This is a genomic window from Saccharothrix tamanrassetensis (genome assembly GCF_014203665.1).
Taxonomy (GTDB): Bacteria; Actinomycetota; Actinomycetes; order Mycobacteriales; family Pseudonocardiaceae; genus Actinosynnema; species Actinosynnema tamanrassetense.
Genome location: NZ_JACHJN010000012.1, coordinates 1 through 15,494 on the forward strand (window position 1 = coordinate 1; position 15,494 = coordinate 15,494).

The following is a 15,494-nucleotide window of genomic DNA, read 5'->3' on the forward strand; positions in this document are numbered from 1 at the left end:
CCACGCCGACAACTACTGCGCCTTCGCCACCCTCGCCGCCACCCTCATCTGCTTCAAACAGCTCACCAAAACCACCACGTGAGACCAGCTCTTAAAGTGGGACGGAGGTGCGCAGGTTCGAGCATTCCTGCAGTGTTGGGGAAGGGAACCGCCTGCTGATCGCCGTCGAAGCGTGCTGCGGTGTGCCGGTTCACCGGTGGTCTCGTCAGTGCGACGTGCTTGGAGGTGTCACGCGCGGCCTCGCCACCGGACCCTGGTGACCATCTCGGCCGACAGCGTGAACCCGACGGTCATCACCTGATCGGCCTAGCTTGAAGTCGATGCGTTGCCCGTCGGCGTGTCCGTGGTGTCTTGTCGGTCCCCACCGGAGGACGGAGACCCGCCCTGTCCGCATCACGCCGCTGTTTGCGCCAGCCTCGGGCGTAGCCGGGGATCGGTATGGCCGTGTTGCCTCCTCCGGTCGAGCTCGCGCCAGCGCGAGCCGAATAGCAGGTGCCCTCTCGAGCCTGCTCGATCAGCCGAGTAGCCCACTGCTGTAGCCACGCCACTTCCCAGGGTCGTCTGGCGGGTAGGCGCAGGAGGCCCTAGCGAGATGTCTCGCACCTCCCTCGGTTCACGCCGCTTCATGGCGCCCTGCGACCTCATGTCGCACCGCGGTTTTGGTCGGCCTCCCACCCTACTCAGGGTCCTCACAGGAATTTGTCATGGTTGATTTGCCTCTCCGGGTTGTCGAATCGAGGCCTTGTGTTTTTGTGGGAGGAGGCTCCTCGAACAAGCGGCCATTGATCTCTCCAATGGGTAGTGCGAGATCCGCCGCCATCGTCTCCACCAGCTGTGCTACGCGTCGAGTGATCTGCCGTGCGGGGTCGTGGCCGAGTCGATCGGGCCTATACCATAGCTCCAGTGCCAACTTCGGCCCTGGCACCGCGATCAGACGAAGCGGGTAGTGCCAGGCGTCATGGTCCTCGGTTACGGTGGCCCGCAACCCGTTGGCTGCTGTCTGGGGGCTGTTCGGGTAGTTCGCGAATACCGTCACCGTGTCGAACAGTTCGCCCATGCCGGTCAACCGGTGAAGATCGACCAGGCGGACATTCTGATGCTGGGTCATCATCGCCTGGAAGTCCTGCACTCGTGCCAGCATCTGCGCGAGGTTCTCGGCCGGATCCCACCGCACCCGCACCGGCAGGGTGTTCATGAGAAACCCGACCATCGTCGCGACACCGGCGATCTCCGGCGCGCGACCGGAGAGGGTGGTTCCGAACACCACATCATCACGATTTGTCAGCTGCCCCAGTACAAGGGCCCAAGCGCCCTGGACCATGGTGTTCATCGTCAGACCGTGCTGACGTGCTCGCTGTTGGAGGTCCAGGGTCACCTTCTCGGACAACTCAACCGCGACGTGTTGCGGCGGCTCGGGCCGTCGGGTGGGCTCCGGCAGTGTCACCAGGGTCGGATGCTCCAATCCTGCCAACATGTCCCGCCACACCCGTTCGGCCTGAGCCCGATCCTGTGCCCTCAGCCAGGTCAGGTACTGCCGATATGGCGTCGGCGACGTCAACCTGCTCTCATCTGGCAGCCGGTACAAGGAGATCAGCTCATCCAGCAACACGGGCACCGACCAGCCGTCCACCAGGATGTGATGCGCCGTCCACACCAGCTGGTGTAGCTGTGGGCCCAGGCGCAGCACGGTGAAACGCATCAACGGAGCTTCGGTCAGGGCAAACCGGCGCGCTCGGTCGGCCGCCAGCAACCGCGTGACCTCGCTCGCGTGCTCGTGCCTTGGCATGCTCCTGAGGTTTCTCTCCGACCAAGGCAGCCGGACATCGCCCGGCACGAACTGCACCGGCTCGTCCAGCCCGTCGTACCAGAAGCCGGCACGCAGGTTGGGGTGACGACGCAGCAAGGTTTGGGCTGCCGCCCGCAACGCGCCGATGTCCAGCGCTCCACGCAGCTCGACCACCAACTGGGTCATGTACGCATCCGGGACTGGTTCTTCGTAAAGCTCGTATGCCAGCAGATCCTCTTGCATTGGGGACAGTGGCAGTACGTCGGTCACACCTGATGGGCTGATGGCTTCGAGGTGTTCGACCTGGTGTTGGGTCAGTTTGAGCAGGGGGAAGTCGCTTGGGGTGTGTCCGCCTGCGTCGGGTTGGGTGGTGTGGGTGACGAGGGCGTGCAGCGCTTCGGACCAGTACTCGGCCAGCCTCTCAACGGCGGATCGAGACCAGTTTCCCGGGATCCAGCTCCATTCCACGTCCAGCCGTGGGCCGTCGGGGTAGTCACGGACCACCGCGTTGATCTCCACGCCGTGAGTCAGCGCTATGCCGGGATCGGTGTCACCGTCCAGGACGTCGGCTTCGGGGGCCGCCACCCATCCCGCGTCACTCGTTTCAGTGGTTCCGGCCCCGGTGGTCGCGAGGGTGGGGAAGCGTCCCAGGTAGTTGAAGCGGACTTGCGGGCTGGGCAGGGTGGCGAGCACCGGGCCGGTGTGGGGGTTGAGGTAGCGCAGCAGGCCGTACCCGATCCCGTGATCAGGCAGCGCGCGGAGCTGTTCCTTGACCCGTTTGACCGCTTGTCCCAGTCCCGGTCCACCGGCGCGGATTTCGTCCCAGGACAGCGTTCCGGGGTCTAGGCGGACCGGATACAAGCTGGTGAACCAGCCCAGCGTGCGCGACAGGTCGACCCCCTTGGCGATCCCTTCTTCACGGCCGTGGCCCTCAACCTCCACCAGCACCGCACTGGAGCCTGGCCCGGTGTGGTGCCCGTGGACCAATGCGAGGGCGAGTGCGGTGAGCAGGATGTCGTTGACCCCGCCGTGGAACGCGGCCGGGACGCTGCTCAGCAGTGGTGCGGTGACCTCGGGCGGTAGAGTCGTCCTCAGATGCTCCTCAGGGGCGGTTTGGTCGACGAACTGACCGGGCCGCCGCGGATCCAGTCCTTTGAGCATCTGGGTCCATAGTTGGAGTTCGGCTGTCCGGGTGGGGTCGTGGGCTTGGGCCTGCAGGTGTTGGGACCAGCGGCGCAGTGAGGTTCCGACCGGCTCTAGTTGGGGGCGGTGTCCGGTGGTGGCTGCCTGCCAGGCGCTCTCCAGGTCCGGCACCAGGATCCGCCAGGACACCCCGTCGATGACCAGGTGGTGCACCATCACGAGCAGCCGACCGGTGCGGTCGGGTCCGGCGTCGAACCACACCAACTGCACCAGGACCCCTGTCCGGGGTTCCAACCGAGCCGCCGCTGCGGCGCTCTCCCGCGCGATGACCACCCGCAACCGCTCAGGGTCCAGACCGGTCACGTCGACACGGTGCACCATTCCCGCGGCCGTGACCGTGCCCGGTGGGGTGATCTCCCACGTCCACCCTCCGCCGGGGTCGCCGGCCCGATAGGCCAGCCGGGAACGCAGCCCGTCGTGGTGGTCGAGCACGGCCGACACCGCGGCCTGGAGGTGCTCCACCCCCAGATCCGGGGGGACCACCAGCAGCATCGACTGGTGAAATCGGTCGAACTGGTCACCATGCTCACCCAACCAACACATGATCGGCGTAGGCGCCACCACCCCGACCCCTGTGCCGGGCTCTTCGGCCGCCACCCCGGCAAGGTCGCCGGCGATCTGGGCCAGGGCGGCGACGGTGCGGTGTTCGAACACCTCCCGCACGGTGAACACCATCCCCGCCGCCCGGGCCCGGGCGACCAACCCAATCGAAAGGATGCTGTCCCCGCCGACGGTGAAGAAATCGTCATCGACTCCGACCGCGGCGGCGCCGAGTACCTCGGCGAACAGTTCGGTGAGGAGTCGCTCACGCGGTGTCCGGGGTGTCCGGCCCGCACCGGAGGACCCGTATTCGGGGGCCGGTAGCGCCTTGCGGTCGGTTTTGCCGTTCGGGGTGACCGGCAGCGCCTCCATGAGCACCACCGCGGCAGGCACCATGTGTTCCGGAAGCCGCTGGCGCAGGAAGTCCCGCAGCGAATTCGGCTGCAGATCCTTATTGGCGACTACGGCATAAGCGACCAGTCGTGTGTCGCCGGGCCGGTCTTCCCGGGCTATGACGGCGGCCTGCGTGACTTCGGGGTGCGTGGCGAGCACGGCAGCGATCTCGCCCGGCTCGATCCGGTATCCGCGGATCTTGACCTGGTCATCAGCCCGGCCAATGAACTCCAGGGCCCCGTCATCGCGCCAACGGACGACATCTCCCGTCCGGTACATCCGCTCGCCCGCGACGCCGAACGGGTCCGCCACGAAACGCTGCGCGGTCAACCCCGCCCGACCCAGATAGCCACGCGCCAGCTGGGCACCGGCGATGTACAACTCACCCACCACACCGGGCGGCACCAGTTGAAGATTGCCATCAAGCACATACAACCGCGTATTGAAAACCGGCCGACCAATGGGGATCGCGGTCGTGGCGTCGCTGTCCCGGCACGCGTGGAGGGTGGCGTCGACGCAGGTCTCGGTGGGACCGTAGAGGTTGTAGATGGCAGTCGAGCCCAGGCGGTTACGGCACTCCATCAAGAGGTGGCCGGCAAAAGCCTCACCGGCGACATACAGCCGCCGCAACGCGTGCCAGTCCTCGACGGCTGGTTGTTGCAGCAGCGGGGCCAGCAAGAAGGGCGCCACCTCCATCACGGTGACGTTGTTCCGTGCGACCAGCCGAGCCAGAGTGCTCACATCACGTTGGTCCTCGTGGGACGCCAGCAGCACCCGCGCCCCCGCGATCAACGGCGCGAACAACTCCCATACCGAGGCGTCGAACGTGAATGACGTCCTGTGCAGCACCGTGTCACGCTCGTGCAGCGGCACCGCTTCCTGCATCCACAGCATTCGGTTGACCACCGCCTGGTGCGGGATCACCACGCCCTTCGGTCGACCAGTGGAGCCCGAGGTGTAGATGAGGTATGCGGGGTGAGCGGCAAGCAGCGGGGTGGTGCGGTCGGCGTCGGTGGGATCGGTGCCGGTGTGCTCGTCCAAGGCCATCAGGGTGTCGGGGTCGTCGAGGACGAGCCGGGGCAGACCGGGGGTGTCGGGCAGACCGGTCGTCGTGGTGGTGATCAGCAGGGCGGGCACGGTGTCGGCGAGTACGAAGGTGATGCGCTGGTGGGGGTAGTCGGGGTCCAAGGGGAGGTAGGCGGCCCCGGCTTTGAGCACCGCCAAGATCGCCACGACCATGTCGACCGAGCGGGCCAGGGCCAGGGCGACGAACTGCTCGGGACCGATTCCGCATTCGATGAGGAGGTGGGCGAGCCGGTTCGCCTTGGTGTTGAGCTCTGTGTAGGACAGAGCGGTGTCCTGGAAGACGAGGGCGGTGTTGTGAGGGATACGGGTTACTTGATGTTCGAACAGTTCCGGTAGCGCCACGCTGGGCATCGGGTGGGCGGTGTCATTCCATTCCACCAGGACTTGGTGGCGTTCGGTGGGGGCGAGGAGCTGCACCGTCCCGAGGGGTTGGTTCGAGTTGCCGGTCACCGTTTCGAGGAAGCGGATCAGTCGGGCGGCGAGATTTTCGATGCCCGCCCGCTGGAACAGGTCGGGGCGGTAGTCCAGCCGTAGCTGTAGGTTCCCAGATCCCGGGCAGGCGACCAGGCTAAGGGGGTAGTGGGTGGCATCGTGGTCGTCGAGGGAGGTGATCCGCAATCCGGTGTGAGGGCTGGGGAGAGTGTCGTGGGTGAGCGGGTAGTTCTCGAACGACATGGCGGTGTCGAACAGTTCACCGAATCCGGCCTGGTGGTGGATTTGGGTGAGGCTGAGGTGCTGGTGAGCGGTCAGGCGCGATTGTTCGTGTTGGAGTCGGGTGAGCATGTCGATCAGCGTTTCGGCGGGGTCCAACTGAACCCGGACCGGCACCATGTTGGTGAACAGCCCGATCATGGTTTCGACCCCGGCGAGGTGAGGGGGTCGGCCGGAGACCACCGCTCCGAAGACCACATCGCGGCTTCCGCTCAACTGGCCCAGCAAGACAGCCCACGCGGCTTGCATGATGGTGTTCAGGGTCAGACCGTGGCGGCGGGCTTGGTCGTGCAAGGCACTGGTGAGCTCAGCGGGGACCGTGAGGGTGATCCATTGCGGGACCACCGGTACCCGGTGGGGGTCGACCGGAGCCAACCGGGTGGGTCCGGTCAGCCCGCTCAACGCGTGGCGCCAAGCCGCCGCGGCCGCTGATCGATCCTGTCGGGAGAGCCAGGCCAGGTAGTCCCGGTAGGGGGTGACCCGCGACAACACACTGGTGTCACCCTGGCGGGCGTAGAGGGTGAACAGTTCCCGGATCAGGACCGGCGTCGACCAGCCATCCAGGAGGATGTGGTGGTTGGTCATGATCAGACGGTGGTGTTCGGGGCCCAGGTGGAGCAGCGTGAAGCGCAGCAGCGGCGGGCAGGACAGGTCGAAGCGGCGGGCACGATCGTTGGCCGTCATCCACGCCACCCGGGCCTCAGCCTCGGCCGCGTCCAGCCCTCGCAAGTCGCTCTGTTCCCAGGGCAGCGTGACGTGGCGAGGGATGAGCTGCACGGCCTCTCCGGAGTCGAGGCGGTAGAAGCCGGCACGCAGGTTGGGGTGGCGTTCCAACAGACCCGCCACGGCGGTGCGCAGCCGCGCGGTGTCCAGGGGGCCGTGCAAGTCATAGACGGTCCGCACCATGTACACGTCGGGGCCGTGGGGGTCGTAGAGGGTGTGGAACAGCAGTCCTTCTTGCATTGGGGACAGTGGTAGTACGTCGGTCAGGCCTGTTGGGTTGATGGCTTCGAGGTGTTCGACCTGGTGTTGGGTCAGTGTGAGGAGGGGGAAGTCGCTTGGGGTGTGTCCGCCTGCGTCGGGTTGGGTGGTGTGGGTGACGAGGGCGTGCAGCGCTTGGGACCAGTGTTCGGCCAGCCGTTCGACGTCGGTTCGGGACCAGTTTCCGGGGGCCCAGCTCCATTCCACGTCCAGCCGTGGGCCGTCAGGGTGGTGGCGGACGACCGCGTTGATCTCGACCTCGTGGGTGGGTGCCATGCCGGGATCGGTGTCGCCGTCGAGGATGTCGGCTTCGGGGGCCGCGACCCACCCTGCATCACCGATTTCGGTGGTTCCGGTTTCGGTGGTCGCGAGGGTGGGGAAGCGTCCCAGGTAGTTGAAGCAGATTCGTGGGTTGGGCAGGGTGGCGAGCACCGGGGCGGTGTGGGGGTTCAGGTAGCGCAGCAGGCCGTAGCCGATCCCGTGATCAGGCAGCGCGCGGAGCTGTTCTTTGATTCGTTTGACCGCTTGTCCCAGTCCCGGTCCGGCGGCGCGGACCTCGTCCCAGGACAGCGTTCCGGGGTCCAGACGGACCGGGTACAAGCTGGTGAACCAGCCCAGGGTGCGCGACAGGTCGACCCCTTCGGCGATCCCCTCCTCACGGCCGTGGCCTTCCACGTCCACCAGAACTGCACTGCAGTCCGACCCGGTGTGGTGCCCGTGGGCCAGTGCGAGCGCGGTGAGCAGGATGTCGTTGATCCCGCCGTGGAATGCTGCCGGGACGCTGCTCAGCAATGGTGCGGTGACCTCCGGCGGCAGAGTCGTCCTCAGATGTCCTTCGGGGGCGGTACGGTCGGCGGGCTCCGGCTGTCCTTCGGGGGTGGCGCGGTCGGTGGGTTCGGGCCGTTGACCGTGCTGCTGCGGGTCTGGTCCTTTCAGTATCTGGGTCCATAGTTGGAGTTCGGCTGTCCGGGTGGGGTTGTGGGCTTGGGCTTGCAGGTGTTGGGACCAGCGGCGCAGTGAGGTCCCCACCGGGTCGAGTTGGGGGCGGTGTCCGGTGGTGGCTGCCTGCCAGGCGCTCTCCAGGTCGGGTACGAGGATCCGCCAGGACACCCCGTCGATGACCAGGTGGTGCACCATCACGAGCAGCCGACCGGTGCGGTCGGGTCCGGCGTCAAACCACACCAACTGGATCAGCATCCCGGTTTCGGGTTCCAACCGAGCCGCCGCTGCGGCGCTCTCCCGCGCGATGACCGCCCGCAACGGCTCAGGGTCCAGACCGGTCGCGTCGACACGGCGCACCGTTTGCGTGGTCGTGACGGTGCCCGGTGGGGTGATCTCCCAGGTCCACCCTCCGCCGGGGTCGCCGGCGCGGTGGGTCAGCCGGGAACGCAGTCCGTCGTGGTGGTCGAGCACGGCCGACACCGCGGTCTGGAGGTGCTCCACCCTCAGATCCGGGGAGACCACCAGCAGCATCGATTGGTGGAATCGGTCGAACTGGTGACCGTGTTCGCCCAGCCAGTGCATGATCGGCGTGGGCGTCACCGTTCCGGTTCCTGTGCCGGGCTCCTCGATCACCACTTCGGTGAGGTCGTCGGCGATCTGGGCCAGGGCGGCGACGGTGCGGTGTTCGAACACCTCCCGCACGGTGAACACCACTCCCGCCGCCCGGGCCCGGGCGACCAGCCGGATCGAGAGGATGCTGTCCCCGCCCACGGTGAAGAAATCGTCGTCGACTCCGACGGCAGCCGCGCCGAGTACCTCGGCGAACAGTTCGGTGAGGAGCCGCTCGCGTGGAGTCTGCGGTGTCCGGTCCGCACCGGAGGACCCGTATTCGGGGGCTGGTAGCGCCTTGCGGTCGGTTTTGCCGTTCGGGGTGACCGGCAGCGCCTCCAGGATCACCACCGCCGCAGGCACCATGTGCTCCGGGAGCCGTTGCCGCAGGAACTCCCGCAACGAATCCGGCTGCAGATCCTCATTGGCGACCACGGCATAAGCGACCAGTCGTTTGTCTCCGGGCCGGTCTTCCCGGGCGATGACCGCGGCCTGCGTGACCCCGGGGTGCGTGGCGAGCACGGCAGCGATCTCGCCCGGCTCGATCCGGTATCCGCGGATCTTGACCTGGTCATCAGCGCGGCCTACGAACTCCAGGGCTCCGTCGCCGCGCCACCGGACGACATCTCCTGTCCGGTACATCCGCTCGCCCGCGACGCCGAACGGGTCCGCCACGAAACGCTGCGCGGTCAACCCCGCCCGACCCAGATAGCCACGCGCCAGCTGGGCACCGGCGATATACAACTCACCCACCACACCAGGCGGCACCAACTGAAGATGGCCATCAAGCACATACAACCGCGTATTGAAAACCGGCCGACCAATCGGCGGTGCGGTGCGAATTGCCCCCTCGCTGTACCATGCAGTGGCATACACCGTCGCCTCGGTCGGGCCGTAGAGGTTGGCCACCTGGCAGCCCGGAATCGCTACCTGGATGTCGCGCGCCCCCTGCGCAGTCAGGCTTTCCCCAGCCAACACCACGACATCGGCCTCGATTTCCACCCCACCGTGCGCCAACACCTGAGTCAACGCCGAGGGCACCGCACTGACCAGGCTTCCGCTCCACCTCTTCCGCGGGCGTTCAAGCAACGAAAGCAGATTCCGCACCACTTCGATGCTGCCGCCGCAGGTCAACGGACCAAAAATCTCGAAGACCGACACATCGAAGTTCAGCGACGTCGAGGCCAACACCCGGGCCAGCCGCTCAGAGCCCATGTCGGACACCGCCCAGATCACGAGATTGACGATGTTCTGGTGAGCCACAACGACGCCTTTGGGGGTGCCGGTGCTGCCGGAGGTGTAGATGACGTAGGCGGGATGTTGTGGGAGGAGGGAGGTGGTGCGATCAGTGTCGGTGGGGTCGGTGTCCGGGTATTCGCCCAGCATTTCGGTGGTGTCGGGATGGTCGATCACCCATTGCGGTGTGGTGATGTCCTGGGGGATGCGGGCTGCGGTGCGGATGTGGGTGAGCACCAGGGCGGGGTGGGCGTCGGTGAACATGAAGGCCAGATGTGCGGGTGGGTAGTCGGGGTCCAAGGGCAGGTAGGCGGCCCCGGCTTTGAGCACCGCCAAGATCGCCACGACCATGTCCACCGAGCGGGGCAGGGCCAGCGCGATGATCTGCTCGGGGCCCACCCCCCGGCCGAGGAGCGCGTGGGCGAGCTGGTTGGCTCGGGTGTTGAGCTGAGCGTAGGTGAGGGTGGTGTCCCCGCAGATCACTGCGATCGCGTGCGGGGTGGCCGCGGCCTGGGTTTGGAACAGTTCTGGCAGGGTTGTCGCAGGGGCCGGGTCGGCGGTGTCGGTCCCGGTGTGCAGCAGGTGATGGCGCTCGGTGGGGGCGAGGATGTCGATCCGGCCGATCGGTCGATTCGGGTCGGCGGCCACGGCGTGGAGCAGGCGCACCCAGCGGGTGGTGATGGTCTCGACGGTGGTCGGGTCGAACAGGTCGGTGGCGTACTCCACGACCCCTTCGATGCCCTGGGGTGCGCCGTGGGTGTTGTGCCGCTCGGACAGGGCGAAGTGCAGGTCGAACATGGCGACCTCGGTGTCGATCTGCTCCGGGGTGAGCCGCAGTCCGGGCAGGTCGACACCGACCTCGGGGGCGTTCTGCATGGTGAGCATGACCTGGAACAGGGGGTGGCGGGCCAGGGAACGGGCCGGGTTGAGGGTCTCAACGAGATATTCGAACGGCACGTCCTGGTTCGAGTAGGCACTCAGCGCAGTGGTCCGGACCCGGGCCAGCAGCTGGGTGAAGGTGGGGTTCCCGGAGGTGTCGGTGCGCAACACCAGGGTGTTGACGAAGAACCCGACCAGCTCGTCCGACGCTTGGTCGGTGCGCCCGGCGATGGGGCTGCCCAAGGGGATGTCCTCGCCGGCGCCGAGCCGGGACAGCAGCGCGGCCAGCCCGGCCTGCAACACCATGAACACACTCGCCCCATTGCGGCGGGCCAGCCCGGTCAGTTCCTCGTGCAGCCGCGCGTCCAGCCGCACAGGCACCTGACCGCCCCGGTGTGAGGCCACCGCCGGGCGGGGACGGTCGGTGGGTAGATGGAGCTGTTCGGGCAGTCCAGCCAGCGCCTGGGTCCAGTAGGCCAGCTGGGTGGCGACCATACTGTCCGGGTCGCTCTGGTCACCGAGAAGCTGGTGTTGCCACAGTGTGTAGTCGGCGTACTGCACCGGCAGCGGCGCCCACTCCGGCTCCTGACCTTGACGACGGGCGGTGTAGGCGGCGGCCAGGTCTCGTGACAGTGGGTCCATCGACCAGCCGTCGCTGGCGATGTGGTGCAGTACCACCAGCAGCACATGCTCGTCAGGTGCGAGTGTGAACAGCTCGGCCCGCAGGGGCGGCTCGGTGGCGAGGTCGAACCCGCGCCGGACTGCGGTGGCCAGCCTCTCCGGTAGCGCCGCCTCGGTCGTCTCAGTCTCCCTCAGCGATGGCCGGGCCGCCCGCGCGTCCAGGACCAGTTGGCATGGTGTGCCTTCTACCTGCGGGAAGACCGTCCGTAGACTCTCGTGACGGGCCATCACATCACCGAGCGCAGCGTGTAGCGCTGGGCGGTCCACCTCCCCGGACAGGCGCAACGTCCACGGGACGTGATAGGTGGCGCTGGGGCCTTCCAGCTGGTGGAGGAACCACAACCGGCGTTGCGCGAAGGACAACGGCACCACATCCGGACGCTGATACCGCGTCAGCGCCAATCTGGCCGGCCCGGCGTCATCCAATCGCCCGGTCAGACCGGCTGGCGTGGAGGTTTCGAACAGGGCGCGCAACTCCAGCTCCACACCGAAGGTGGCGCGGATTCGGGCGATCAGCCGAGTCGCCACCAGCGAATGCCCACCCAACTCGAACAAGTCCCCGTCGACACCGACCCTGGGCAACCCCAGCACTTCGGCGAACAATTCAGCGAGCAGCTGCTCCTGCGGGCTCCTCGGCGCTCGTCCCGACCTTGCCGCCGAGTAATCGAGGGCCGGCAACGCCCTACGATCCAGTTTCCTATTCGGTGTCAACGGCAAACTGTCCACCAGCACCACGGCAGGCATCATGTGCTCCGGGAGCCGTTGCCGCAGGAACTCCCGCAACGAATCCGGCTGCAGATCCTCATTGGCGACCACGGCATAAGCGACCAGTCGTTTGTCTCCGGGCCGGTCTTCCCGGGCGATGACCGCGGCCTGCGTGACTTCGGGGTGCGTGGCGAGCACGGCAGCGATCTCGCCCGGCTCGATCCGGTATCCGCGGATCTTGACCTGGTCATCAGCGCGGCCTACGAACTCCAGGGCTCCGTCGCCGCGCCACCGGACGACATCTCCTGTCCGGTACATCCGCTCGCCCGCCACACCGAACGGGTCCGCCACGAAACGCTGCGCGGTCAACCCCGCCCGACCCAGATAGCCACGCGCCAGCTGGACACCAGCGATATACAATTCGCCAGGAACTCCGACCGGAACTGCACACAATTCGGAATCCAGCACATACGCCCGGGTGTTGCTGAACAGCCGGCCAATCGGCGGGTGCAGTGGCCAGCCAGCGACGTCGGCAGGCAGGGTGTAGGCGGTGATCGTATGGGTTTCGGTGGGCCCGTATTGGTTCTGCAACCGCCGATGCGGCTGACGGCGGTAGAAATCTCGGACTTGGCGGCCCGCCGTCAACGCCGCACCGGACTGGGCGATGACACGTAACCGCGCGAGATCACGCCCGTCCTCGATGGCAGCCTGGGCAAGCGCCTCGACCACGAGGTTCGGAGCGAGCAGTTCCTCCACCTGGTGCCGATCCAGCCAGTCCACCAACAGTCGCGCGTCGCGCCGAACCTCGTTGGTGGGAACCACCAACGTCTTCCCGAACGCCAGCGTGGACAGGATCTCCTGCGCCGACACGTCGAAGCTGATCGCGGCGAACTGCGCGACCCTGCTGCCCGGGCCACTCGCAGAGGATCGCTGGAGCGACAGCAACAGGTTCACCAACCCACCGGCGGGCATCACGACGGCTTTGGGGGCGCCGGTCGAGCCGGAGGTGTAGATGACGTAGACGGGGTGTTGTGGTGTGAGTGGGGTGGTGCGGTCGGAGTCGACGGGGTCGGCGTCCGGGTGTTCGTCCAGCATTGCCAGGGTGTCGGAGTCGTCGATCAAAAACCGTGGTGTGGCGGTGTTGTCGGCGACACACGCCAGCGTCTGCGTGTCGGCCAGGAGGAGTGCCGGTTGTGCGTCATCGAGCATGAGGTTGATCCGCGCCGGCGGGTAGTCCGGGTCCAGGGGTAGGTAGGCGGCGCCGGTTTTGAGTACCGCCAGCAGTGCGATGATGAGCTCCGGTGAGCGGGGCAACGCAAGTGCCACGATCTGTTCTGGGCCCACACCCCGGGCTATCAGTGCGTGGGCGAGCCGGTTCGCCCGGGAGTTGAGTTGCCGGTAGGTCCAGGAAGTGTCCTCGAACACCACAGCGACCGCGTCAGGGGTGGCCCTCACCTGAGCTTCGACCAATCCTGGCAGGCTGGTGGGCGGGAACGGGTAAGCGGTGTCGTTGTGCTCGATCAGCAGCTGGCGGCGTTCCTGAGTGGTGAGAAGGTCGATGCGGCTGATCGAGCGGTCGGGGTCGTCGACCGCAATGGTTCCCAAAAGATGCACTAGACGCTGCTGATGGGTGGCCAGGTCGTCAGCGCTGCAGGCTTCCGGTTGCGCATGCAATCCAATCCGTAGTCCTGAACCGTCCCTCCTGCCCCAAACGGAAATCGTCAGATCATTGATAGAGCCGGGGGATATGTTGTGAATCGCGCTACGGTATCCAGCGAAGCGCAGATCGTAGTCGAAAGACATAATATTGATCGTCGGGGAGAAATGTGTCCCGACTTCGCCGGGTAGGTGAAGATCCCGGTGGAGATCCTCACCCCGATAGCGCTGATGCGCTAATAACTCGTCGACTCCCTCTGTCACTCGTCTTGTAAGTTCGGGCATACTCATGTCCGGACGTACCGGCAATCGTAGCGGCAACACGTTTGCGACCATGCCCGGTATACCCTTGAGAACAGCATCCTGCCGAGCCGTGACCGGTAAGCTGACAACCACATCCTGTGCGCCCGTCAGGCGATGCACATAAAACGCTGTCACCGCGATGACAACCCGAGACCATCGTACTCCAGTCCGACGCGACGCTATCTGGAAACTATCCACCCTGGGCAGCGTGGGAAAGGTCGACAGATGAACGCGACTTTCCGGCGTACGCAATGGTCGATCAGCGATCCTGATCGGCTCTGGCGGGTCGGCGAGACGCTCTGTCCAGTATGCTCGGTCTTGCCCGAATCGCTTCGACGCACGGTAATCAGAATCAATGTCCAGTAGCCGGCGTAGCGAACCGAACCCATTGGGAGAACACGTCCCCCAGCGTGCGAGTTCCGTATAGACTTCCGCCACTCGTCGCGCGATGAGGGAGTAACCGAACGCGTCCATCACTATTTGATGATAGACGTGATACCAAAAGAATCGGCTAGGTCCCAACTTGATCAACGCGTAGCTGAACAGGGGGCCTCGGGCGAGATCCATCGGCCGCGCCATGTCGGCCGTCATCCATGCTTGCGCAGCCGTGTGAGGATCAGGGTCTTCACTGATATCGACGATCGATAGGGGCCAATCCGATGACGACTCAAGAACCTGCTCTGGTCCGCCGCCGCCCTCGACGAATCGGACATGCAGCGAGTCGACCTCCGCGATAACCCGTCGCAGCGCCGCCTCGAACAACCTCGGGTCAATCGGCCCCAGTATCTCTACGTATTCACCGATCTTGTGGACCCGATCACGTGTGTTCAACTGTTGTTCAGCACGCCAAATTCCACGTTGCCCTGCCGACAACGGCAGGGCAGTAGCCTCACTGCCGGACAACGTTGCCTCCCCGATCCTCGCACGTACCGAACCAAAGACCGCACTGTCCCGATAAGATGCGCGCTCGGCACCTGGCCGATCATCTCCCGGGCCGAGGCGTCGATCTCTTCGTTGGTCTGGGATCGAGGTGGCGCTTTTCCACGGTCCACGACCTTCGTATACTGCTGGGGTTATCCTGGCTCTCGCGCGTGGTCGTCACCTTGGTCGTCGATGAGCGCGTACGCCCGAACCGAGAAGGTGCCCATTCCGGCGACCGCGATCGGGGCGGCGTGGAAGCGGAATCGCATGCCCACTACCTGCTGCAGCCCGGTCAGGTGCTCGACGACCGGGATTTCCGCCTCGAGCAGCCCGGTGTGCGCCGGCCGCGTCAGGTCGAGCATGTTGTCGATGTTGACGGAGTCGATTCCCACCACTGCGGGGCGCTGGGCCACCAGCCACTCAACAGCCGCCGCGGACAGGAACGGGTGGCCGTCCGCGCCGTATTGCGGGGTCTCCCAGTGCTGGTCCCACCCGGTGTGCACGAGAACGGCGCGGTGGGTCACGTCCAGCCCCTCGAAGACCTCCGGGCCGATGCTGCCCGAGCCCGATGGCCGAGACACCGCAGAAACAGCGACACCTTCCAGGTCGACGAACCGCGACAGGGGCGCCTCGGAGAGGTCGGCGCCGCCCTCGAACCGGTGGAATGGTGCGTCGACGTAGGTGCCTGTGTTCGCCACCAGTGTGATGCGTCCGATCTGGAACTCGGTCCCAGGGGCGTACTTGCTGCGGGAATCCACCCTGGACATATGGTCCTCGATCACTGGCCCCGGCAGCCCCGGGTAGGTGGTCATCCCGTGTCGCACCACGTGGGACAGATCGGCGAGGATCCGTTTACCCATGC

At 66.1% G+C, this 15,494-nt stretch carries 2 protein-coding genes; both read right to left on the reverse strand.

Annotation, left to right across the window (positions count from 1 at the left end):
• Nucleotides 1-676 precede the first annotated feature (676 nt).
• Nucleotides 677-14,614 carry a non-ribosomal peptide synthetase gene (locus FHS29_RS30635; RefSeq protein ID WP_184696687.1) on the reverse strand — a complete coding sequence of 4,646 codons (13,938 nt, stop codon included), beginning with the start codon at nt 14,612-14,614 and terminating at the stop codon, nt 677-679.
• A 170-nt stretch (nt 14,615-14,784) separates the two neighbouring features.
• The gene (locus FHS29_RS30640; protein WP_221456916.1) at nt 14,785-15,492 is read right to left on the reverse strand and encodes a cyclase family protein; all 708 of its coding nucleotides are present in this window, start codon (nt 15,490-15,492) and stop codon (nt 14,785-14,787) included.
• Between the last annotated feature and the right edge of the window lie 2 nt (nt 15,493-15,494).